We start from the raw sequence: 24389 nt of genomic DNA, 5'->3' as shown, positions 1-24389 counted from the left end.
GTATGCCTGAAATGTATCGGCATATTATTGACCTGGTGGATAGCGGGATTGTTGTGCTCAACACGGAAGGAGCCGTGGTGTCCTGGAATGGCTGGATGGCAGAACGGTCGGGCATTAGCGAACAGGACATTCTGGGTAAGGACATGATCGAAGCCATGCCAGAACTGGATAACAGCCGTATTGCCCGTGCGGTGTTCAAGGCACTTAAATTCAACTCGCCTTCTGTGTTGTCCGCCAAATTGCTGAAAACGTCATTTCCGCTGTTCAAAAAATCCATCTCTGGCCGTTCCCGGCCGTCAGAGCGGCTGGTGCAGTCCATCCAGATAAAACCCTTTGTGCATGATGACGGCAGTCACTACTGCGTTATTTCAATTTTTGATATCAGCTCGGCGGATATGCGTGAGAAAGTGCTGCGCACCCAGTCGGGGGTGTTGTCGACACTGGTCAAGGATCTACAGGAGAAGGAGCATGAACTCCGTACCCTGTTCGAGAATACCCAGAATGGCATCCTTATTTTTGATCATCAGGGCACTATTCTGAGCGTTAACCCGGCGGCCTCAACGATGTTTCAGCCGCCCGAGGGGGCCGAAGTGCAGTTGCCCCATCAGCATCTCTTTGATTTATTTGCAGACATCGAGCCGCAACAGCTTGTCGATGGTATCAGTGAAGAATTTATGCGCTCACTGTTGCCAATGGCGGGAAAAGAACACGAGATGATGGCGCAACGAGCAGATGGCACACGTTTCCCTGTTTCTGTGTCCGCCAATGCAATTCCTCATTTTGGCCAGCCAACGCGATTTTTTATGTTTGTCCGCGATATTACCGCGCGTAAACGAGCAGAAGAACAGCTCTACCGCATGGCCCGGATGGATCCGTTGACCGGGCTGTGTAACCGGTTCTCATTCAGTGAAGTGCTGGCGAATTCGGTTAAAAGGCATGCGCGTGAACAGCATACGTTATCGGTATTTTTTATCGATCTGGATCGTTTTAAAAACGTGAATGACAGCCTCGGGCACGACGCAGGTGACGAACTGCTGCGGCAGGTTGGTGAACGGCTGGTGGAATGCTGCCGTGATTCAGATACCGTGTCGCGCTGGGCGGGTGACGAGTTCGTGATGTTATTGCCGCAGCAGAATCAGGGGCGCTCATCAATTACGGTAGCAGAAAAAATTCTCGAAGCGATCGCCCGTCCGTTCGAGGTGAACTCGAATCAAGTGTATATACATTGCAGTATTGGTATAGCCCAGTTTCCTGATGACGGTGTGGAAATGGAACGGCTGATTTTTTGTGCCGACCAGGCGATGTATCAGGCCAAGGCGGATGGTAAGGGTAAATTCCGCTTTTTTACCCCCGCGATGAACGATCGTACGCTGGCCCGATTGAAAACCGAAAGCGAATTACGCCTGGCACTACAACACAATCAGTTTGAACTCTATTATCAACCACAAATAGATGTCGCTCATGGGCGCTTGTTTGGCGTGGAAGCCTTACTGCGTTGGCATCACCCTGAGCGGGGGATTATTTACCCCAATGAGTTTATTGGTGTTGCCGAGGAGTGCGGACTGATTGGACAGATCGGTCAGTGGGTGATGGTGCAGGCCTTTGAAACAGCGTCACGCTGGCACAAACGAGAAGACAGTTCACTGTCGATGTCGATCAATATCTCACCAAAGCAGTTTCAGGAAGGTAACCTGATCTATAACGTCAGGAATCTGATTCAGTCTGTTGGTTTCCCTGCTGAACGGCTGGTTCTGGAAGTGACGGAAGGGCATTTTATCGATGATGCTGGAGAAAGCCTGAACAAGTTACGCACACTGAGAAACCTGGGCGTGAAAATCGCAATTGATGATTTTGGTACCGGGTATTCCTCTCTGGCGTATTTGCGGCATTTGCCGGTGGATATATTAAAAATAGATCGCCATTTCCTGCAAAGTGCGGCAACGGATAAAACAGATGCCAGTATTGTTTCGGTTATTATTGATCTTGCGCATGCACTGGAGCTGGAAGTCGTGGCCGAGGGAATTGAGCATTTGTCACAAATGGATCTGTTGCGAATGAAAGGCTGTGATATCGCCCAGGGGTATTATATTGGCTATCCTATGTGTATTGATGATCTGGTAGACTGGTATAGCAGTTACAAAAACTTGGGCTGTGTTAATTAAAACAGAATATCTGCCTGACTGTCTTTCTTCTTGTATTATTATGCTGCCGGTTTGTTACTGGTTTGCGGCGTTATTATATTGATATCTGCTGATTGGCGTGCTGGCTTCGTTTAATAGGGTGCCTAAGGATGCCTGTAGTCTTCAAAACTCACCATAAAGCGTCGTTCAAGTCGTGCCTTGTTGCACGGGTTTCGCCTCACATTCCGGTTTTTGACCGCTGGGTGCCGCAATGCACTGGATTGGTGCTTTTGGGGTGTGTGACCTGTTCGTCATTGGTGCCTTTGTAGCAAGGGTTGATCGCGGCTGCCTGATTCATGATCAATACCTATCATTCTGCGCCAGAATGGCCGCTGTGGCGGCTTGCAGTCATCCATGGGGAGTGGTTTACTTCGGGCACTTTGTAGTCTTTCAGAGTGACCCAGTGCTTGCCAGTCTGGCGTCAATTCCTCATTAACCTGATGGCAAATTTCAGGAGCTGTATGTCTATCGAGTGGAAGGATTACGCACCGGGTGAGTTCTACGACGAACTTTTCAGTGCACCCGGCTGCGCGCGTGAACCTGCTGAAGCACTTATTTCCTATCTGGAATCTTTCTCGGATGAAGATGTCAATTCACGCAAAATAGCGGCTGAATCGACTATTAAGGAAATGGGTGTTTCGTTTACTGTATATACAGAAGGCGGGAATATCGATCGGGCCTGGCCCTTTGACATTCTTCCCAGAGTGATTTCCAAAAGCCAATGGGATATCACGGCTGCTGGTCTGAAACAGCGCTTGCGTGCGCTTAACCTTTTTATTGATGACTTGTACCACGATCAAAAAATCCTCAAGGATGGTGTGGTGCCGGAATTTATACTTAAACAATCGGTTAATTACCGCAAGGAATGTGAAGGTATCAGCCCTCGTTTTGGTGTGTGGGCTCATATATGTGGTACCGATCTGGTGCGTGACGGTGATGGCCAGTTTTATGTACTGGAAGATAACCTGCGTGTTCCATCTGGCGTATCGTATATGCTGGAAAACCGCTCGATCATGAAGCGGGTTATTCCTGAAGTGTTTGAAAAAGTAAGTATCGCCCCGGTCGGTGATTATCCTGAACACCTGTTTGATACCCTGTCGGCGTTATCTCCACGCGAAGTCGACAAGCCGGTGGTGGTGGTGCTGACTCCGGGAATTTATAACTCGGCGTATTTTGAGCATGCTTTTCTGGCACAGCGTATGGGTGCCGAGCTGGTTGAAGGCAGTGATCTGGTGGTGACAGAAGACGATTGTGTCTACATGAAAACCATTGCTGGTCTGGAACGGGTTGATGTGGTTTATCGCCGTATTGACGATCTGTTTCTCGACCCGGAAGTATTCCACCCCGATTCCACGCTGGGTGTGCCCGGGCTGATGCGTGCATGGCGTGCTGGTAACGTGGCTTTGGCCAACGCGCCGGGTGCCGGTGTGGCTGATGACAAGGTGGTATATGCCTTTGTCCCTGCCATCATCAAGTATTATCTCGGTGAAGAACCACTGATTCCGAATGTGGAAACCTTTTTGTGTTACGACGACAAACAGCGCGAATATGTACTGGCCAACCTCGACAAGCTGGTGGTTAAACCTGCCAACGAATCCGGTGGTTATGGCATGCTGATTGGCCCGCATTCAACCAAAAAAGAGCGTGAAACCTTTGCTGACCTGATCAAGGCTAACCCGCGTAACTACATTGCCCAGCCAACGCTGGCCTTGTCGACCTCGCCGACTCTGGTGGGTAAAAACAAGGTGGAACCACGTCATCTGGATTTACGGCCGTTTGTACTGCAGTCGCGGGACAGCTATGTCACGACCGGTGGTTTGACGCGGGTTGCAATGAAAAAAGGTTCTCTGGTAGTTAACTCTTCCCAGGGTGGTGGCAGCAAGGACACCTGGATTGTCGATACAGGAACAGGAATCGAATAATGCTCTCGAAAGTTGCAGAACGTATTTACTGGTCCGCTCGCTATCTGGAGCGGGTTGAAAGCACAGCGCGACTGCTGAGCATTTATGACAAGCTGTTGTTTGACATGCCGCGGCGTGTCAATCTGGGCTGGTACAACCTGATTGTCATCAACAGTCTTGAAGACGATTACAACAGTCGCTATTCCGTTCGAGATGAGCGTAATGTAGTGAAGTTTCTGCTGGGTGATGACACCAATCCGTGCTCAGTTGTGAATTCCCTGCGCGCGATTCGTGAAAACATCCGTACCACGCGGGATGTGATCCCTGCCGATGCCTGGGAACTGGTGAATGAACTGAGTATGTTTGTGCAGGAAAACCTGTCACTCGGTATTAACCGCAGCATGCGCCACGAGTTCCTCGAAAGCATCATCAAATCCTGTCAGCAAATTGTCGGTTTGCTCTATGTCAATATGACCCGCGACGAAGGCTGGGACATGTTGCTGATGGGACAAAACCTGGAACGGGCCGACATGACTTCCCGTAACCTCGATGCCGCGATTGCGGCGATTCATCAGGTGGCTGATGATGAATACGCGGTGAACAGTCGTCAGATTATCTGGGGTAATGTGTTGCGTTCTCTCAACGCCGATCAGCCCTTCCGTCGCGCCATGCGTTCGTCCATCAAGGGAACCCCTGTGGTGACCTTTTTATTGGGCGATGAGCAATTTCCCCGCTCAGTTTCATTTTGCCTGAATAAAATCATGGCAAGCTCGGCTTGTTTGCCAGCGGGTGAAGACGTGATTAATCGCACCCGATTGATTTGTGATGAAATTACAGCAGACCTGGATGCCGAAGATTTTGGCGTCGCCTTCCGTGAGGATCTGAATGAATTGCAATTATCACTGGCAGATGTTCATGACCTGATACAAAAAACCTGGTTCCTGTCGGATCAATAGCCAATTACCGAGCAGGCAACAGGGACGAAAATGAGGTGCTGGTTTGGCAAGGCCGACCAGCACCTGTAACGATATTCAGAGTTTTCCTATTTCGGGAGCAGTTATGACTATCCGTGTTGCGATTCAGCACAACACATACTACGATTTTGACCGGCCTGTTTCGCTGTCACCCCATGTGGTTCGACTGCGTCCGGCCCCTCATTGTCGTACACCAATTGAGTCTTATAGCCTCAAAGTGCAGCCGGAAAACCACTTTGTTAACTGGCAGCAGGATGCTTACGGCAACTACCTGGCACGTTTGGTATTCCCGGAAAAAACCCGCAAGTTTTCGGTAGAAGTTGAAGTCATCGCCGACATGACGGTGATTAACCCATTCGACTTTTTCCTTGAAGAAGATGCGGAAGAATTTCCGTTCGAATACGACAAGCAGACCAAAAAAGAGCTGCAGCCCTATCTGGAGCTGGAACCCCAGGGGCCAGAGTTTGAAAAGTTTCTGGCGGGTATTTCGACCAAAAAACGTCGTACCATTGATTTTCTGGTAGACGTCAATTCGCAGCTTGAGCAGCTGATTGAATACACCATTCGAATGGAACCAGGCGTTCAAACGCCAGAAGAAACTCTGGAACAGGCACTCGGTTCCTGTCGTGACAGTGCCTGGCTAATGGTGCAGGCGGTGCGTCATCTGGGAATGGCAGCGCGTTTTGCGTCCGGTTACCTGGTACAGCTGACGTCGGATGAAAAGTCGCTTGACGGCCCTTCTGGACCGGAAGCCGACTTCACCGATTTGCACGCCTGGTGTGAAGTGTATCTGCCTGGTGCTGGCTGGGTCGGCCTGGATCCAACTTCCGGGCTGTTTGCCGGTGAAGGTCATATTCCATTGGCCTGTACACCACATCCGGTATCGGCCGCACCAATCAACGGTTACACCGACAAGTGTGAAGTCGAGTTTGACTTCAAGAACGACGTTACCCGTTTCCATGAAGATCCTCGTGTTACCAAGCCGTACACCGATGCGGAATGGGCGGATGTATTGACCCTGGGCGACAAGGTCGATTTGTTGCTGGTTGAGAACGATGTTCGCCTGACCATGGGGGGTGAGCCAACCTTCGTATCGATTGATGATATGGAAGCGGCACAGTGGAATACCGAAGCGCTGGGTGCCCACAAGCTGAGTCTGGCCAAAACCCTGTTGTTAAAACTGCGTGACCGGTTCGCACCAGAAGGCATGCTGCATTATGGTCAGGGCAAATGGTATCCGGGCGAAGAAGTACCTCGTTGGGCGCTGGGTGTGTTCTGGCGTACCGACAATCAGCCGATGTGGACACGCCCCGAGCTGTTGGCTCGGGTTGACAAAGATTACGGCCACACAGAAAAAGATGCTCACCAGTTTGCCACGCTATTGTCTGAGAAACTGGGCTTGTCTGACCAGTATGTTCAGGCGGCCTATGAAGATGGCCTGCATTACCTGCTGGAAGAACAAAATCTGCCCGTTAACCTGGACTCCGAAATCGCGGCTGCCAAGGATGAACTGGCACGTCGTCGTCTGGCACGGGTGCTGGATCAGGGGCTGAGTACGCCTACCGGTTTTGTTGTGCCAGTGGAATGGGACTTTTATGGCCAGAACTGGCGCTCCAGCGTGTGGGAATTGCGCCGTGGTCGCATTACGCTGATACCGGGCGATTCGCCTATGGGTCTGCGTTTGCCACTGCAAGGCTTGCCATGGTCAGAAGAAGTGCCACTGCCGCAGGAAGCTGACCCGTTCCGCACCACAGAAGCATTGCAGACTCGTGAAGAAATCATCAGTAGTGTGGCGACAGTTGCCCCAGAACCGATTGCCGAGCAATCCGTATCCGATGAAAAATCACAGAAGCAGCGTGCCGAGCAGGATGACCAGTCCGAGACCTACTGGCGCAATCTGGTTCGTACGGCCATGTGTATTGAAGCTCGTGGTGGCAAAATTCATATTTTCTTGCCACCACTGCCGTATTTGGAAAGCTACGTTGCCTTGCTGACCATGATCGAGGAAACAGCCGCAGCGCTGGATATGCCGATCATTATTGAAGGTTACGAGCCTCCACGTGACTGGCGTATGCAAAAGCTGCTGGTGACGCCAGACCCCGGTGTTATTGAGGTGAATATTCACCCGGCCAGCAACTGGCGCGACATGATGCACACCATGAATGAGTTGTATCAGGCAGCACGTGAATCACGTCTGGGCACTGAAAAGTTCATGCTGGATGGCCGCCACACCGGTACCGGTGGTGGTAACCACATCACGCTGGGTGGCAAGACTCCAGCGGATAGCCCAATGCTGCGTCGCCCTGACTTACTGCGCAGCTTTGTCACTTACTGGCAGCATCATCCAAGTTTGTCCTATCTGTTTTCGGGTGCCTTTATTGGCCCGACCAGCCAGGCACCACGGGTGGATGAAGGCCGGGACGAAGGTCTGTATGAACTGGAGATTGCCTTCCAGCAAATGCCGGAAGGGGAATCTGCCCTGCCATGGCTGGTCGACCGCATTATGCGTAACCTGCTGATCGATGTGACCGGCAATACGCACCGTGCCGAGTTCTGTATCGACAAGCTGTTTGCACCAGGCAGCGCGTCAGGCCGCTTGGGTATTTTGGAGTTTCGTGGTTTTGAAATGCCACCGCACAGCCGCATGGGGCTGGTTCAGGCGCTGTTGATCCGGGCCTTGTTGATCCGTTTCTGGAAAGATCCGTACAAACACGATCTGGTGCGCTGGAATACCCAGCTGCATGATAAGTTCATGCTGCCACATTATGTCTGGGAAGATATTCAGGAAGTCGCTCAGGATCTGCAGGAGCATGGTCTCGATTTCCGCGCAGAATGGCTGTTGCCGTTTGAAGAGTTCCGTTTCCCGCATTATGGCCGGGTAGAACTGGGTGATATCAAGATCGAGCTGCGCTGGGCGATTGAGCCATGGCACGTTCTGGGCGAGGAAGTCTCCAGTTTCGGTACGTCCCGTTATGTGGATTCCTCGGTCGAGCGTTTGCAGGTCAAGGTGTACGGCATGACCAACAACCGCTATGTACTGGCGTGTAATGATCGTCGTGTACCTCTCACCAGCACGGGTCGCCATGGCGAATACGTTGCCGGTGTGCGCTACAAGGCCTGGGCACCCCCGTCGGCGCTGCATCCAACCATCGGGGTACAGTCACCATTGATGTTTGACCTGATTGATACCTGGAATGGCCGTTCTGTGGGCGGCTGCAGTTACCATGTATCGCATCCAGGTGGCCGCAGTTACGACACTTTCCCGGTAAATTCCTTTGAAGCGGAATCGCGCCGGGTCAATCGTTTCTCAACGCTGGATCACAGCCATGGGGCGTATTCTGCCCGTCCGGACATCGATGCTATCCGGGAGTTTTTCCCGCATACCGAACCGCGTCCGATGGCACCTCCAGCAGAAGAGTCTCCGAACGATTATCCTTGTACGCTGGATTTACGGCGTAAATAAGGCGCGTTTGCTCCCTCTGTTGGGGGAGGGAGCAAACAAAGCTGAGACAATTTCCCCAATCTGACATAATGGCCGCCGCAAGCGGCCATTTTTTTGGCCGGAATTTTTTAACAGCGTTCCTTCGAATCCGCAGCGAGAACAAGCATGTCGCCGACCGTGTCACCGGCTCCAGGGCCAGACAGCGATGAACTGATCTACCGCCATAATCCGGCACTTCAGGATGAAGCCGTCGATGCCAATGGAGAGCTGCGTCCGCACTGGTCCTATCTTCTCGACAGTCTGAAAGAGCTGGGGTCTGCTTCATTTGATGAGCGCCAGACCAAGGCGCTGCGTATTTTGCGGGACGATGGCGCGACCTATAACATCTACAGTGATTCCAGTACGCCATCTCATACCTGGAATATGGATCTGGTTCCCTACGTTATTGGCAGTGATGAGTGGGGACGGATTGAAGCCGGTCTGCTGGAACGGGCAGAGCTGTTTAATCTGCTGTTACGGGATCTTTATGGTAATCGGGATCTGATTCGCTCAGGGGTGATTCCCCCTGACGCACTGTTTTGCCATCGTGGTTTTTTACGCGCTTGTAATGGCATCCACTTGCCGGGTGACCACGATCTGATTTTGCACTCGGTTGATCTGGTGCGTGGTGCAGATGGCCAGATGATGGCGATTGGCGATCGTGCCCAAAGCCCGAGTGGTGCTGGCTATTCACTGGAAAACCGCAACGTGATGTCGCGGGTGTTTCCGAGTCTGTTCCGCGACAGCCATGTACACCGGCTGGCGGCCTTTTTTCAGCGCCTGCGTTCCAAACTGAATTCCCTGTCACCCAATACCAGTACGCCACGTGTTGCGGTCATGACACCCGGTGCGCATAACGAAACCTACTTTGAACACGCCTACCTGGCTAATTACCTGGGTTTTCATCTGGTTCAAAGTGACGATCTGGTCGTTCGTAACGGCTTTTTATGGATGAAGTCGCTGGATGGCCTGAGCCGGGTAGACGTCTTGTTACGCCGGGTGGATGACTGGTTCTGTGATCCGGTTGAATTGCGTGGTGACTCCCGCCTCGGAGTCGCCAACCTGCTTGAAGTGGTTCGGGCTGGTAATGTCGTCGTGGCTAACCCGCTTGGTTCCGGGGTATTGGAAAACCCGGTTTTTTTACGCTTTTTACCCGGTATCGCCAAACACTTGTTGGGCCGTGAGCTACGTTTGCCATCGGTAGAAACACGCTGGTGTGGTCTTGATGAGGATCGTGCCTATGTACTGGATCACTTGCACGAACTGGTGATCAAGCCGGTGTACCGCAATCTGGATAACCGCAGTCTTTATGGACCAGAACTGGGGCAGGAAGAAACCCGAATACTGAAAGCCCGGATTGAAGCTGATCCAACCCAATACGTTGCCCAGCCAGTGATGGAAGCCTCCCACGTCCCTTCTTTTGTGGACGGCGTACTCAAACCCCGTCCGGTTATCCTGCGCAGTTTTGCGGTAGCAACGGACACGTCTTACACCGTTATGCCGGGCGGGTTGACGCGCATTGGTCATGGCGAACGTTCGTTTATGATCTCCAGCCAAACCGGTTCCAAGAGCAAAGACACTTGGGTTATTGCTTCTGAACCGGAACGCCTGGCCCACGATGAGCAGCTGGATGAGCCGGTCAGTCGTGAAGCCGACCTGATCAGCCTGCCCAGCCGCGTGGTGGAAAACCTGTTCTGGATGGGGCGTTATGCCGAGCGTGCAGAAGCGGCCCTGCGGATACTGCGTACGGCCTTTATGATGCTGAATGGCGAAGAGCGTATCAGCGATATAACCCAGCATCAGCTACTGCATGCCGTCTCCATGATCACCGCGACGCCGTCACGTTCCACCGATGACCAGACCGCAGAAGAAGCTCTGCGGGGCATTATCGAAAATGGTTCGGTACTGCGCAGCATTTCCGGCAACCTTAATGCGATGCTTTATTGCGCCGATGAAACCAAGGAACTGTTGTCGTCGGATACTTACCGCGTTATCAACGACATTCGTGATGCCTTGAACATGCTGGGTATCAGCTTTTCTGGCAGCCTCGCATCGGCGCCGGAAGAAGCACTCGACCCGCTGGTGACCGCGCTGATGGCTCTTTCCGGTCTGACCCAGGAAAGCATGATTCGTGGTTTCGGCTGGCGTTTTATGGATATGGGAAGACGTCTCGAACGGGGTTACCAGATCGCGATTGCAATCGACAGTCTGATTGTACCGGTATTGTCCGAGTCGGATCAGAGCAAACTGTGTGAAGCATTATTGCTGTCGCTGGAAGCCCTGATCAGTTATCGCCGCCGTTACCGTGCCCGTGTCGGCATCCAGACGAGTCTGGATCTGGTGATGATGGATCCGACCAATCCGCGTTCCTTGATGTATCAGGTGGAACAATTGCGGCAGCATATTCGGGCGCTGCCGAAAACACCAACCCAGATGCACGAGTTGGCCGCCGATGAGCGCCGGATTCTTGAGTGTGAAACGCTGCTCAAATTATCGTCGCTGGCTGAACTGAGTAAAGCCGACGGATTCCAGCGCAGTCACCTGGATGAGCAAATGAAAAAGATCGCCAGCCAGCTGAGTGGCTTGAGTGAAATGATTACTGACAAATACTTTGATCACCGGGAAGCCTCACAGCAACTGGTTAACAGTACCTGGGAAAGTATCTAGTGTTATATCGAATCCGTCATACCACAGAATATGTTTATCACAGTCGGGTATCCCACTGTTACAACATGGCCCATGTCACACCTCGGGATACCTTGCGACAGCAATGTTTATCGACACGTGTTGATGTGCTGCCAGGTGCTGCATTTACCTCCAATCGCAGTGATTATTTTGGCAATAACGCCTACCACTTTGAAATTCAGAAGCCGCACAAGAAACTGGTGATTACATCCACCAGCGAAGTACGGACGGGAGTACAAAAAGCGGCACCCGACCTGGAGTTTGGAATCAGTTGTCGTGATGCTCTTGAGGCGATGAGCAGCTCCCGTGCTCCAGAAGTGTTATTGGCGCGGGAGTTTCTGCTGGATTCACCGATGCTCAAGTCATCGCAAATCTTGCAAGAATTTGCCGCTAATCTGTTTGAAGATGACAAGCCGCTACTGACTGCTGTCATGGCGCTGACCAGTAAAATTTACCAGGAATTTGAATATTCACCGGCATCCACCACCATTGCGACGCCGTTGCAGGAAGTCCTGGATACCCGCAGAGGTGTCTGTCAGGACTTCGCCCACCTGCAAATTGCCATTCTGCGCTCACTGGGGTTTGCGGCCCGCTATGTCTCCGGTTATCTGGAAACCCTGCCGCCGCCAGGGCAAGAAAAAATGGTTGGGGCTGATGCCACACACGCCTGGTTAGCGGTTTATGCACCCGGTGAGGGGTGGTTTGAATACGACCCTACCAATAACTGTATGGCACATGAACAGCATATTGTGACGGCCTGGGGACGGGACTTCTATGACGTGACGCCGGTGTGCGGGGTGATCTACGGTGGCGGCAGTAATCCAGTGCTACGGGTTGCGGTCGATGTAACACGCCTGACCTGAGCCGCTGTATTTTTACCTGAAGGACAGTTGATGATTCGTACCCTGATGATTAACGGCAATGGCCAGGCGTCCATTGGTGGAGAGGAGTTGGTGCATGACTGGCGTAACGACGCCAGCAGTCGGCTCTGGCTCGATTTGACGTCGGAAGGACTCGAACAGCATCAGGCAGAACGGCAGATATTGTTGGGACTGGGTTGCCATGCGCTGGCCATCGAAGATGCCCAGCGTGATCGCCACCCGCCCAAGCTAGAAGTATTCGACGACCACGTGTTTATCCTGTATCGCGGTATCGCCCGGTTTGATAGCCAGTTACACCATAAATCCCAGTCGATTTCATTTTTTATCAGTGAGCGTTTGCTGATCAGCTATCACCCGTTACCGGCGGAAAGTATCAATCGTTTGATGGCAGGACATGGCGGTATTCATTTACAGCGCTGCCCGGCCCAGTTGGCGTTACGCATTATGCATACCTCGGCCGGTATGTATCTGGAACATGTACTGGCGTTTGAAGACCAGCTGAGTGACCTTGAAGATGCCTTGCACGACCAGGGAACCGATGCCCTGATGCGCCAGTTAATGGGCTATCGGTCACGACTGGTAAAGCTGCGGCGCATTTTTAATTATCACCAGAGTATTACCGATGAGCTGAAATCCAGTGATCTGGCGCTGTTTGAACAGCCGGATCTCGGGCTGGATCACACTTTGAATGATCTGCACGACCGCTTTGAACGTCTTGCCAGTCTGGTGTCGATGTTCTACGACATTTGCGGCGATCTGATTGACGGTTATCTGGCCGTTACCTCGCACCAGCTCAACAACACCATGCGAGTACTGACCGTGATTACCGCGATTTTTATCCCGTTGGGTTTTCTGGCCGGGCTGTACGGTATGAACTTCGAATACATTCCCGAACTGAAACTCCACAACGGCTACTTTATCTTGCTGGGGGCCATGGCTACATTAGCCGTTGGGTTGCTGGCCTGGTTCCGCAAGCTGCGCTGGTTATAAGCGCAGCTGGCATCTCGGCTGTAAACCAGGAAAGCGATCCCCAAGGCACTTGACCTGTTACCTGAGTGCCCGTTCCATAACACCAAACTCGCTCTGGCTCCCCTCTAATAGCACATCATCCCTAACGGCGGGAGCCGAGCGTCCCAGCGGCAAATTGCTCCAGCGTTTTCATCGGGATATGGTCGCTGGTGTGGCGGCCGTACCAGGCGAGCTGGATTTCTCCTTGCTCCGAAATCAGGAAATCGGCAGGCACCAGTTTGATATGAGGATTCTTCGTATCGCCAGTGCCACCTTTCAGCAAGCCACTGACGATACGGGGCAAGCGTAACAGTATGGCTTTGACGATGGCCATGGCAGATTGCTCGATACCATAACGTTCGTACAGTTGCAGATCGGGGTCGCTCAACAAAATAAAGGGACGCGGATGACGAGCAACAAAATGTCTGACTTCTTCTGCGGTTGAGCTGAATACGGCGATAACTTCAACGTTGGCGGCTTGCAAGGTTTTGTATTGGTTGGTGAGTTCATAAAGGCGCAGGTTGCAGAAAGGGCAGGCGGCATCACGAAAAAAGGCCAGCAGAATCTTTTTCCCGGCGTAATGGCTCAGACGAATGGGATTGCCGTAAATATCTTTAGAAGAAAAATCAATGGGAGAACATGGGGCAGTGAGTTTCATGATGCAAGTCCCTGTCTGAATTGAGCGGGTGATGTAATGATTATCCCAGCCAAGTGTGGTCAGGCAGCGGATGATGTTATTCAGGTCGTACTGTCGAGATGGTAATCCCGTTACGAGTTTATACCATGAATACCATCCCTTTGTTCCCGGAATGCGGTTGGCGACAGGCCAACCCGGCGGCGAAAAAAGCGCGAAAAATAGGCCGGGTCATTAAACCCCAGATCATAGGCGATCAGTGAAACCGGCACTGAGGAATAAATCAGCATACGCTGGGCTTCCAGTATCAGGCGGTCGTAGAGCAGGTCGGTGATGTTCTTGTCGGCCACCTGCTTGCAAGTACGGCTCAGGCTGGCCGGGGTGGTGCACAGTTCCTGCGCATAAAACTCGACCGCCTGGTGTTGGCGATAGTGCCCTTCGATCAGGGTGTTCAGGCGGCGGAAGCGTTCGCTGTGAATATCTTCCGGGCCGGTTTCCGGACGCTCTTCGACCAGACGCCCCAGCTTGATCAGTAAACCGAATAGTAGCCAGGCAAACATGGCTTTTTTGCCAATGGCATTACCCTGATACTCATCCGTCAATTGCAGGGCCGTCTGGTCGATAAAGGCCAGATCCTTCGGGTGGTGGGTCAGGTTGATAATACGGGCGGTTTGCAGTAATTCCTGTTCGAACGGAAACTGGCGGGCAAACTGGTCGTCCTGAATCAGCAGGCGGGAGACGGTAATCACGCAGCCTTCGGTGGCTTCGCGTTCAAATTCGAAACCATGCACCACCCCGGCAGGTACCGAGATAATCACCGGCGCACTGTGGTTTTCTTCCTGGCCATCAATAAATATCCGCACTGAACCGGTGTGGACAAAGACCAGTTGGAACATATTCGGATGGGTATGAATATTGATGGCCCAGTCGAACAGTCTGGCCCGGCTGGGAATATCCTCAATGTGGACAAACTCCGGGTCACTGGCGGACGGCGCCTCGCTGTACAGGGTGTAGCGGGAAATTCGCTGATACGTACCGGATGGTGATTTGGCGTTGCCATCGGTTGCTCTACTGGATTGCGCTGAATTCATAAGATGTTTTTATTGTTGTTTTTGTAAGCCATGGCTTTGCGACAGTATTTGCCGAAAGCCATGGATGTTATTGGCAGGCGTCGTCGGCTACGACAACAATCAGCTGCTGAATTCTTCGGTATCAATTTCAACCTGCTGGGCCGGGCTGTAGCGGCTGCCGGTGACGGTGGTCTGATTGATCAGCAGGTTCAGCTGGCGGATGATGTCGGCAGACAGGGTAATGTCTTGGGTTTGCAGGTTTTCTTGCATGTGGGCCACTGAGCGTGTCCCGGGAATGGGGACGATATGGTCGCCTTGAGCGCAAACCCAGGCCAGTGCCAATTGCGCAGGCGTACAACCAACCGTGGTGGCAATCTGGTGGTACTGTTCCAGCAGCTTGAGGTTGGCAGCAAAGTTCTCTGGATAAAAGCGCGGCATATTACGGCGAATATCCTTCGGCTCCAGTGAGTCCACGTCCTGCAGGCCATTGGCGAGGAAGCCACGCGCTACCGGAGAGAAGGCAACAAAGGCGGTACCCAACTCTTTAGTGGCTTGCAATACGGCGATTTCGGCGTTACGGCTCCACAGCGAGTATTCGGTTTGTAACGCTGCAATCGGGTGTACCGCATGGGCCTTGCGCAGGGTGTCGGCGGAGACTTCAGACAGGCCGATCGCACCAATTTTGCCTTCTTTTACCATCTCGGCCAGTGCCCCAACCGATGCTTCGATCGCTGTGTTCGGATCAAGACGGTGCAGGTAATAGAGGTCGATGTGTTCAACCTGCAAGCGCCGCAGACTGTTTTCGACCTGTTTGCGCAAGGTGGCTGGAGCGCCATTGATTTCCTTGACGCCGCTTTGCTCGCCGATCTGCATGCCGCCTTTGGATGCCAGAAAAATATCGTTGCGCAGCGTTTTCAGGGCCTTGCCCAGCAGCAGTTCGTTCTTGCCACCACCATACAAGGTGGCGGTATCAAAATGGCGATAGCCCATATCAAACGCGGCATGTAATGCCTTGATGGCTTCGTCTTCCGGGAGCGGAACACCATAGGCATGGGACAGGTTCATACAACCCAGACCGATACCGGGGTTGTTAAATTCAGTCTTCAGCGTGGTCATAAAAACACCTCATGTCAGAAACGGAAAAACCGGCGGAGCCGGTTTTGGGAAGCGAGTTGGCGCGTGATTCGGAGTTGCAGCGTCGGATGCTTGACTCGTTCCCACGCTTCGGCGTGGGAACGGATGCCACCCATGGCTACCATGCCGGAGCGTGGGAGCCAGCAGTAGAGCAGCAGATCACCGCAGGATTCCGTTACAACGGATTATTCGGCTTCCAGCAACTGTTCCAGCTTATCCAGAGTTTCCATTGCGGGCAGAACCTGGGCAACAGAAGAGTTAGGCTCACGGCCTTCTTTGACGGCGGCGATGAATTCACGATCCTGCAGTTCAATACCGTTGTTGGATACGGTAACGCCTGACAGGTCGATCGGGTTTTCGTAGCCATCTACCAGGTCATCGTAACGGGCGATGTAGGTGCCCTGGTCACAGATGTAGCGGAAGAAAGTACCGAATGGGCCTTCGTTGTTAAACGACAGCGACAGGGTACAGATTGCACCGCTGGGTACTTTCAGGCCAATGCTCATGTCCATGGCAATGCCCAGATCTGGATGAATCGGACCTTGTAGCGCCTGAACCTTGCTGCAAGTTTCACCGGTCTGATACTGGAACAGGTCAACGGTGTGACAGGCGTGGTGCCACAGCAAGTGGTCGGTCCAGGAACGTGCCTGACCCTTGGCATTGGTGTTGGTACGACGGAAGAAGTAGGTTTGTACATCCATCTGTTGAACGTTCAGCTCACCGGCCTGGATCTTGTTGTGAATCCACTGGTGAGACGGGTTAAAACGACGGGTCTGGCCAGACATGGCGACCAGGCCGGTACGCTGCTGCACTTCAACCAGCTTGCGAGAGTCTTCGATGTTATCGGCCATCGGAATTTCAACCATCACATGCTTGCCGGCTTCCAGACACTGGATCGCCTGGGAGGCATGCATGCTGGTCGGTGTTGCCAGCAGTACGCCGTCAACGTCGTCACGGGCCAGGGCTTCAGCCAGGTCGGTACAGTAGTGTGGAATGCCACGTTCTTCTGCTACCTGTTTGATGACGTCGGGACGGGTACCGACAACGGATACCACTTCAGCGCCTTCAATGTTGGCGACCGCGTCCAGGTGTTTCTGGCCAAAGGCGCCGGCGGCACCTGCAACACATAATCTCATTCTTGTTCTCCTGATCTGTGTGTCTGTAGCACCGGGGATGCCGGTTATTTACTGGGTTTGCAAGGAATATTGCAGCAACAGGCTGGCGGAATGTTCAGCGTGAACGCTGAATGATGGGAGTTCAGCGCTGAAAGTTCGCAAGCGTACTGAAGATTGACATCGAACGGTCTGAAAAAACGCCCGCTGCCAATATTGCCCGGTGTGATCCTGAAGAACCATACCTGAGCAACACGGGACAACGGGCAACAACACAAAACTCAAAACGACCAAGTTCGAGAACTCCAATCTAACATTGGCCCCGGAATCAGGGTAATTGATAAACCGGATTAGCTATTCAATTTTGATAATGCATTGTTCTGGTGCGGCAAAAAAAAGAGTGTCTCGACAGACTCGTGTCATTGTTTGCCGGGGCAATAAAAACCGTTAAAAAGTACCAGCTTGTGGGCCTGTAGCCGCCTTGTTTTTTACTGCTGGCCTGAATTGATGCAGGCACGGTCGGTTGCCGTTACCCTATTTTCAAGCTGGTTCTGGCCTGATTAGCTATCAGGTATTGGTTTTCTACAACGATCCTGTTTGATCACTCACAGATCACTCACAGATCACTCACAGATCACGGCAGGCGGCGGCCTGCTCGCGCAATATATCCAGAAACTGCATCTGGCTGGGGGTTGCCTGCCAGTTCTGGCGTAAGGTGATGCCGATAGCGCGACGGGTATGTTCAAGGGTGACGGGTAATACGGATAACAGCCCGGTATTCAGTTCATGTTCTATCTGATGAGTTGAAATCAGGGTCAGGCGGTCGCTGCCGCGTAACAGTTCCCTAATCAGGATTTGAGAACTGGTTTCGACCAGTCGTTGTGGCGGCTTGATGTCATGTTGTTCAAACAGTGCCTCAAATGCCTTGCGGGTTGGAGTGCCTTCGCGCGGCACAACCCAGGGGTAGCGGGGCAGATCGTTCAGGGTCGGCAGCGCGAGATCACCGCTGGCGGTGATGAGTAGTGGGTGTGCTGGGCGGCAAATAATCGCCAGCGGCGGGGACAGCAGCTCTTCCTGCAGCACGTCGTCGACTGGTGGCGGGAAGCGCAGGGCACCAATGAGAAAATCGAGATCGCCGTGGCGCAGGTGGTGCAGCAGATCGTCGTAGGGCGCATCGACGACCTGGATATCGATATCCGGGTGCCTTTCACTAAACCGAATAATGGCCTCCGGCAGGATTGAGGTGCGCGCCAGCGGCATGCTGCCCAGTACGATTTTGCCCACTTCACGAAATTGCAAGGCGCTGACTTCAGAGTAGCCCTGATACAACTCCGAAAAGGCCAGCTTGGTCGCACGAGCCAGTGCCTGAGCGGCTTTGGTGGCACTGATGCCGGTGCTGGTCTTCTCGAACAGCGGCACTTGTAACAGGTGCTCCAGCTCGCGGGCGGCCCGATGCAGGGAGGACTGGGAGACACCGACCGCACGGCTGGCGATGCTGAAATTTTCTGCTTCGGTAACGGCCACCAGTGCCTTGAGTTGGGTCGTGGTCAGCAGTGAGACCATCTGTTGTGCCGACTGGGTGCGACTGCTGCCGGAGCGCAAGGCTTCCCTGGTGCCTTGTAACAGGCAGGAAATACAGCGTTCGACACGGTTATACCAGACGTCTCCCGAGGCTGTGGGGTACATGCCTTCGGCACGGCGTTCGAATAGCTCGGTTTGTAACATGTCTTCCAGTCGCGCCAGTGCCTGGGTGATCGCAGGCTGTGACAAAAAAACCCTCGGAGCGGCCTTGCTTATGCTTTTTTGTTCGGCAACCTCAAGAAAGACGCGCAGGTGTCGCAGGTTGGGTATGACAAAATCCATCACTTGCTCCAGAGCTTCGAATAAACAGGTCTATATCAAAATCCAATATTGTAGCAGTGAAATTGAAATAGCCAGCCCGGCATGTCAGTTCCTACCATGGGAGGCAACATCCAGGCAGCTGTAAGCTTTGCCGTCAGTCGTTTGGAAGTACCGCTTGTCGAGCACCTGTCTGCCACTTCTCTTCCGGACGGCAGGTTTCGGCATCCGACAGACGCTGCGGTTCGCTGTTTGCCTGCTCTGCGGGAACAGGCCCTGCGAACAACACCATCAACGAGCGAGAGAAGAATAATGATCATCGATTGCCATGGGCACTACACCACGACACCTCCAGGCGTAGGCGAATATCGCGACCAGCAAAAAGCTGCCGTCGCCGCCGATCCGCTGTTCAAGGGTGAAAAAGGCACGATTAATATCACGGATGACGAGATTCGCGAGTCCATCGTCAATAACCAGCTGAAGCTTCAGCAGCAACGCGGCACGGATCTGACCATCTTCTCTCCTCGCGCCAGCTGGATGGGACATCACATTGGTAACGAGTACACCAGCCAGTTCTGGACGGAACATCAGAACGACATTATTCGTCGCGTCTGCGATCTGTTCCCTGAAAACTTTGTCCCGGTCGCCCAGCTGCCACAGTCTCCGGGTGTTGATCCGGCCAAATCCGTGCCCGAGATCATTCGTACCGTTGAAGAAATGGGCTTTATCGGTATCAACCTGAACCCGGATCCCAGTGGCGGTCACTGGAATGGTTCATCGCTGGCAGATCGCTCGTTTTACCCGATTTACGAAAAAATGGTTGAGTACGATATTCCGGCCATGGTGCACGTATCGGCATCCTGTAACGATTGTTTCCACACCACCGGCTCCCATTATCTGGGTGCTGACACGACCGGCTTCCAGCAGTTGATGATGTCGGACGTGTTCAAGGACTTCCCGGAACTGAAAGTTATCATTCCACACGGCGGCGGCGCAGTGCCTTACCACTGGGGACGTTTCCGTGGCCTGGCGCTCGACAACGGTTTTGAGTTGGAAGAACGGGTACTGAACAATGTGTATTTCGACACCTGCGTGTATCACCAGCGTGGTATCGATCTGTTGCTTGATATTGTACCGACCAAAAATATTCTGTTTGCCTCTGAAATGATTGGCGCGGTGCGCGGTATTGACCCTGACACTGGCCACTACTTCGACGATACCAAACGCTACATCGACGGTAACACCGCGTTGTCTGCTGAACAGAAAGCGGAAATCTTTGAAGGTAATACCCGTCGCGTCTTTAGTCGCCTGGCTCTGCCCCAATAAACTGGCCTGTGTGATTAAACTGAGGAATCAGAATTATGAAAGAAACCGTCGTAGTACAACATATCGAACGAGCCGACCAGACCGTAATTGATGGTTTGGCAGAATGTGGCGTCGCCACTATCCACGAGGCCCAGGGACGCGTTGGCTTGCTGGCGTATTACATGCGCCCGATCCAGCAAGACAAGAGCGTTGCCGGTTCCGCCATCACGATCTCTGGTGCTGCCGGTGATAACTGGATGATGCACGTGGCGATTGAGCAGTGCCAAGCCGGTGACATCATGGTGTTTGCCCCGACCTCACCGTCCAATCACGGTTTTTTTGGTGATCTGCTGGCAACCTCTGCCCAGTCCCGTGGTGTGGTTGGGTTGATCATTGATGGCGGAGTGCGGGATACCCGTGACCTGCGACAGATGAATTTTCCGGTCTGGTCAAAAGCGGTCTTCTCTGAAGGCACCATCAAGGAAACCGTTGGCTCCGTCAACATCCCGCTGGTGTGCGCTGACGAACTGGTTTATCCCGGTGATGTGATGGTGGCAGATGATGATGGCGTGGTGGTGGTGCGTCGTGAAAAAGCCGCTGAAGTACTGGAAAAAGCCCGTGCCCGTATGGCGCTGGAAGAATCCAAACGTGTGCGTATGGCCAACGGTGAACTGGGCCTGGATATTTATGACATGCGTCCTCGTCTGAAAGAAAAAGGCCTCAAATATGTCTGATGCTCGCACCTTCGACCCGATTGAAGGTGTGCGCTGCATGTGGATGCGAGGTGGCACCTCAAAAGGGGGCTACTTCCTAGCGCAGGATCTTCCGGCTGACACGGCCGTGAGAGATGCGTTTCTGTTGCGGGTCATGGGTTCCCCTGACCCGCGCCAGATCGATGGTTTGGGCGCTGCCGACCCGCTGACGGCCAAGGTCGCCGTCGTCAAACGTTCCGAGCGTGACGATGCCGATGTGGACTACCTGTTTCTGCAGGTCTTTGTTGATCAGGCTATCGTGACGGATGCGCAGAACTGCGGCAACATCCTCGCCGGTGTTGGCCCGTTTGCGCTTGAACGTGGTCTGATTGACGTGACCGGCGAGAGCACTGACGTTCGTATCTTTATGGAAAATACCGGCCAAATCGCCACCGCCAATGTACCCACGCCAAACGGCAAGGTCAGTTATGTCGGCACGGCGCGTATCGATGGTGTGCCCGGTTTTGCTTCGGCCATCCCGGTTACCTTTGCCGATACGGCAGGTTCCAGTTGCGGCGCTTTGTTGCCAACCGGTAATACCGTTGATGTGATCGACGGCATCGACGTTACCCTGATTGATAACGGCATGCCGGTCGTGGTGATGAGTGCGGCGGCTATGGGTATTACCGGCGCAGAAAGCCGAGAGGAACTGGAAGCCAACGACGCCTTGCGGGCGAAGCTGGAGTCCATTCGTCTGCAGGCCGGGCCATTAATGAATCTGGGTGACGTGAAAGACAAATCCGTTCCCAAGATGACCATGGTCAGTGCTGCCAGCAATGGCGGTGCCTTGTCGACGCGTACTTTTATACCCCATCGCTGTCACGCTTCGATTGGTGTGCTGGGCGCAGTCAGTGTGGCTACGGCCGCGGTGTTGCCAGGCTCACCGGCTGCTGCGGTTGCCAATGTACCGGATGGACAGCAGAAAATTCTGGCGGTTGAACATCCGATCGGCGAAATGACCGTGATTCTGAATATGGATGACAGCGGTAACGTCGGTTCTGCGGCGTTACTGCGTACTGCACGCAAGCTGTTTGACGGTGATGTGTTCGCGCATCCCAACGATTAAAAACGATTAAACCGGCCACTTTTATGGGGAAGGGCAGCGGTTGATGATAAGCCGCTGGCCGTTTCTGTTAATGAATAAAAGTGCCAATAATGACCCGATAAAAACAAGGGCGACCTAATTATGATGGATCCAGATTACCTGCCGTTTCATGCCAACCCGAGCAAGCCAGAGTTCAAGACACCGTCTGGTGCGGTCGACGCGCACTGCCATGTTTTTGGCCCGGCTGAGCAGTTCCCATACCACCCGAAGCGCAAGTACACCCCGTGCGATGCCTCAAAAGAACAGCTGTTCGCACTGCGCGATTATCTGGGCTTTGAACGTAATGTCATCGTCCAGGCGTCCTGCCACGGCACCGATAACGCTGCCCTGATTGACGCCCTTGAAAGCGCTGGTGAGCTGGCCCGTGGTGTGGCGGTAGTTGATCCGGCGATCACTACGGAAGAGCTGGAAGCAATGGACAAGGCGGGCGTACGGGCGGTGCGTTTCAACTTCGTCAAACGTCTGGTCGATACCACGCCGAAAGAAGTGTTCCTGTCTGTGGCAGCAAAGATCAAGCCACTGGGCTGGCACATCGTGGTGTACTTTGAAGCGCCAGAACTGGAAGAGCTGATTCCTTTCCTCAACGAACTGGATACCACCATTGTGGTTGACCACATGGGTCGTCCAGATGTTGCCAAGGGCGTTGATCATCCGGACTTTCAGCGTTTTGTCGATCTGATGACCAATAATGAAAAAGTCTGGGTCAAGGTGACTTGCCCGGAACGCCTGACGCTCACGCCGCCGGATTACAGCGATGTGGTGCCGTTTGGCAAAAAACTGGTGGAGCTGTTCCCGGATCGTGTGTTGTGGGGGACTGACTGGCCACATCCGAATATGAAATCCCATACCCCGGATGATGGCAAGCTGGTGGACGTTATCCCCATGATTGCTCCGACGGCAGAACAGCAGCAAAAATTGCTGGTGGATAACCCGATGCGTTTGTATTGGTAATAGCAAGGTCGGAAGTCTGACGCCAACGGCAGCAGGCTTCCAACGTTCAGCGTCCGACCAATCAGTGAGGGTACGGCAATGTCAGAATACGAATTACGTGAAGTTGAAGGCACCATCCATTTTGATGGACCCATGGCCACCAAGGGTTTCAAGTTCAACAAGATGTGTTACTCGTTTAACAGCGAAGAGAACCGCCAGGCGTTCCGTGATGATCCGGAAGGTTATATGGAAACGTTCCAGATCTCTGAAGAGCAACGTCAGGCGGTGCGTGACAAAGACATCATCCGCATGCTGGAGCTGGGTGGCAGCATCTACTACATGGCCAAATTCGCCATTATTTTTGGCTGGAACATGCAGATCGTAGGCGGTATGCAGTCTGGCCGCAGCACGGAAGAATTCAAAGCATACCTGGACAGTCAGGGGCGAGGTAAAAACAATGGCTAAGCTGATCGGTGGTATTACCACCTCACACATTCCTGCCATTGGCGTGGCGATGGACAAACATCTGGAAGACACACCGTACTATCGTGATCTGTTTGCCATCTACCCACCGATTCGTGAGTGGCTGCAAGAGCAAAAACCGGACATCGCCGTATTGTTCTATAACGACCACGGTCTGGAAATGTTCCTCGATAAAAAGCCGACCTTCGCTATTGGCTGTGCACCTGAGTACCATAATGCTGACGAAGGCTGGGGCATTAATCCGATTCCACCGGTCACCGGTGAAACCGAACTGAGCTGGCACATCGTCAACCACCTGATCGAGAACGACTTTGACCCGACGGTATGTCAGGACATCAAGGTTGACCACGGTGCGACGGTGCCACTGACGCTGCTGTGGCCGAACTTTACCTATCAGGGCATCAAGGTCATTCCGGTCAGCATCAACTGTGAACGTCATCCGATGCCCAAACCATCCCGCAGCTTTGCATTTGGTCAGGCAATTGGTGACGCGATCCGTTCCTGGGACAGTGACCAGAAAGTGGTCGTCCTGGGAACCGGGGGGTTGTCACACCAGCTTGATGGTCAACGTGCCGGTATTCTGAATGGTGATTTTGACAACTATTGTATGGACAAGCTGGTCAACGAGCCGGAAGAACTGTGTCAATACAGCAACTCTGACCTGATCGAAAAAGGTGGTGCCCAAATGGTCGAACTGGCCATGTGGCTGGCGATGCGCGGCACCATGACCGGTGAATTAAAAGAAGTTCTGCGTAACTACGTGGCACCCATCTCCAATACCGCCGTTGGAGTACAACTGCTGGTCAATACCTGATTCGGATCAGCCGGGTGTTTGCCCGGCTGTGATGATGGCCCTGGCCGTGTCTGCTCCAGATCACACCTCTCCTGGGATGGTGATCGATAATGAGCAGGGAC

The 24389-nt window shown here is 53.1% G+C and carries 18 protein-coding genes; 13 read left to right on the top strand and 5 right to left on the bottom strand.

Annotation, left to right across the window (positions count from 1 at the left end; genetic code table 11):
• The first annotated feature begins 2 nt into the window (after nucleotides 1-2).
• The 7 genes from SOJ49_RS14715 to SOJ49_RS14685 all read left to right on the top strand — a co-directional run bounded on the left by SOJ49_RS14715 (nucleotide 3) and on the right by SOJ49_RS14685 (nucleotide 13092).
• Complete coding sequence (locus tag SOJ49_RS14715; protein ID WP_369855251.1) at nucleotides 3-2162, top strand: EAL domain-containing protein; 2160 nt, start codon at nucleotides 3-5, stop codon at nucleotides 2160-2162.
• A gap of 479 nt (nucleotides 2163-2641) precedes the next feature.
• The gene (locus SOJ49_RS14710; protein ID WP_369855250.1) at nucleotides 2642-4102 is read left to right on the top strand and encodes a circularly permuted type 2 ATP-grasp protein; all 1461 of its coding nucleotides are present in this window, start codon (nucleotides 2642-2644) and stop codon (nucleotides 4100-4102) included.
• A complete protein-coding gene (locus tag SOJ49_RS14705) occupies nucleotides 4102-5037 on the top strand; it encodes an alpha-E domain-containing protein (RefSeq protein WP_369855249.1) in 936 nt (311 codons plus the stop codon). The genes SOJ49_RS14710 and SOJ49_RS14705 overlap by 1 nt, the downstream gene beginning before the upstream one ends.
• A gap of 103 nt (nucleotides 5038-5140) precedes the next feature.
• Nucleotides 5141-8518 (top strand): DUF2126 domain-containing protein, encoded by a 3378-nt coding sequence (locus SOJ49_RS14700; protein WP_369855248.1) that lies wholly within the window; start codon nucleotides 5141-5143, stop codon nucleotides 8516-8518.
• A 144-nt stretch (nucleotides 8519-8662) separates the two neighbouring features.
• Nucleotides 8663-11203, top strand: a complete 2541-nt coding sequence (locus SOJ49_RS14695) for a circularly permuted type 2 ATP-grasp protein (RefSeq protein ID WP_369855247.1) — start codon at nucleotides 8663-8665, stop codon at nucleotides 11201-11203.
• On the top strand, nucleotides 11203-12084 hold the full coding sequence (locus tag SOJ49_RS14690; RefSeq protein WP_369855246.1) for a transglutaminase N-terminal domain-containing protein: 882 nt from the start codon (nucleotides 11203-11205) through the stop codon (nucleotides 12082-12084). Before SOJ49_RS14695 ends, SOJ49_RS14690 begins: the two co-directional genes overlap by 1 nt.
• A gap of 30 nt (nucleotides 12085-12114) precedes the next feature.
• Nucleotides 12115-13092, top strand: a complete 978-nt coding sequence (locus tag SOJ49_RS14685) for a magnesium transporter CorA family protein (protein ID WP_369855245.1) — start codon at nucleotides 12115-12117, stop codon at nucleotides 13090-13092.
• Nucleotides 13093-13213: 121 nt separating this feature from the next.
• On the opposite strand, the gene SOJ49_RS14680 is transcribed toward SOJ49_RS14685, so the two are convergent.
• From SOJ49_RS14680 to SOJ49_RS14660, 5 genes are all read right to left on the bottom strand, one after another.
• Nucleotides 13214-13768, bottom strand: a complete 555-nt coding sequence (locus SOJ49_RS14680; protein ID WP_369855244.1) for a peroxiredoxin family protein — start codon at nucleotides 13766-13768, stop codon at nucleotides 13214-13216.
• 110 nt (nucleotides 13769-13878) lie between these two features.
• Entirely contained in the window at nucleotides 13879-14835 is a 957-nt protein-coding gene (locus SOJ49_RS14675) for a helix-turn-helix domain-containing protein (protein ID WP_369855243.1), read from the bottom strand.
• A gap of 99 nt (nucleotides 14836-14934) precedes the next feature.
• Nucleotides 14935-15930 (bottom strand): aldo/keto reductase, encoded by a 996-nt coding sequence (locus tag SOJ49_RS14670; protein ID WP_369855242.1) that lies wholly within the window; start codon nucleotides 15928-15930, stop codon nucleotides 14935-14937.
• 203 nt (nucleotides 15931-16133) lie between these two features.
• Nucleotides 16134-17084: a Gfo/Idh/MocA family oxidoreductase gene (locus SOJ49_RS14665; RefSeq protein ID WP_369855241.1), complete on the bottom strand. Its 951-nt coding sequence runs from the start codon at nucleotides 17082-17084 to the stop codon at nucleotides 16134-16136.
• A gap of 603 nt (nucleotides 17085-17687) precedes the next feature.
• On the bottom strand, nucleotides 17688-18923 hold the full coding sequence (locus SOJ49_RS14660) for a LysR family transcriptional regulator (protein WP_369855240.1): 1236 nt from the start codon (nucleotides 18921-18923) through the stop codon (nucleotides 17688-17690).
• Nucleotides 18924-19211: 288 nt separating this feature from the next.
• Between SOJ49_RS14660 and SOJ49_RS14655 the strand changes: the two genes are divergently transcribed.
• The 6 genes from SOJ49_RS14655 to SOJ49_RS14630 all read left to right on the top strand — a co-directional run bounded on the left by SOJ49_RS14655 (nucleotide 19212) and on the right by SOJ49_RS14630 (nucleotide 24288).
• Entirely contained in the window at nucleotides 19212-20225 is a 1014-nt protein-coding gene (locus tag SOJ49_RS14655; protein WP_369855239.1) for an amidohydrolase family protein, read from the top strand.
• Between the two features lie 35 nt (nucleotides 20226-20260).
• Entirely contained in the window at nucleotides 20261-20938 is a 678-nt protein-coding gene (locus SOJ49_RS14650; protein WP_369855238.1) for a 4-carboxy-4-hydroxy-2-oxoadipate aldolase/oxaloacetate decarboxylase, read from the top strand.
• Nucleotides 20931-22022: a 4-oxalomesaconate tautomerase gene (locus SOJ49_RS14645; RefSeq protein ID WP_369855237.1), complete on the top strand. Its 1092-nt coding sequence runs from the start codon at nucleotides 20931-20933 to the stop codon at nucleotides 22020-22022. The genes SOJ49_RS14650 and SOJ49_RS14645 overlap by 8 nt, the downstream gene beginning before the upstream one ends.
• Nucleotides 22023-22142: 120 nt before the next feature.
• The gene (locus SOJ49_RS14640) at nucleotides 22143-23012 is read left to right on the top strand and encodes an amidohydrolase family protein (RefSeq protein ID WP_369855236.1); all 870 of its coding nucleotides are present in this window, start codon (nucleotides 22143-22145) and stop codon (nucleotides 23010-23012) included.
• A gap of 78 nt (nucleotides 23013-23090) precedes the next feature.
• Nucleotides 23091-23456: a protocatechuate 3,4-dioxygenase gene (locus tag SOJ49_RS14635; RefSeq protein WP_369855235.1), complete on the top strand. Its 366-nt coding sequence runs from the start codon at nucleotides 23091-23093 to the stop codon at nucleotides 23454-23456.
• Entirely contained in the window at nucleotides 23449-24288 is an 840-nt protein-coding gene (locus SOJ49_RS14630) for a class III extradiol dioxygenase family protein (RefSeq protein ID WP_369855234.1), read from the top strand. Before SOJ49_RS14635 ends, SOJ49_RS14630 begins: the two co-directional genes overlap by 8 nt.
• Nucleotides 24289-24389 lie beyond the last annotated feature (101 nt).

Origin of the sequence: Candidatus Thalassolituus haligoni (assembly GCF_041222825.1) — a bacterium.
In the GTDB taxonomy this organism is placed as follows: domain Bacteria; phylum Pseudomonadota; class Gammaproteobacteria; order Pseudomonadales; family Oceanobacteraceae; genus Oceanobacter; species Oceanobacter antarcticus.
The sequence above is the reverse complement of the archived record's forward strand: the minus strand, read 5'-3'. Positions and strand labels throughout refer to the sequence as shown.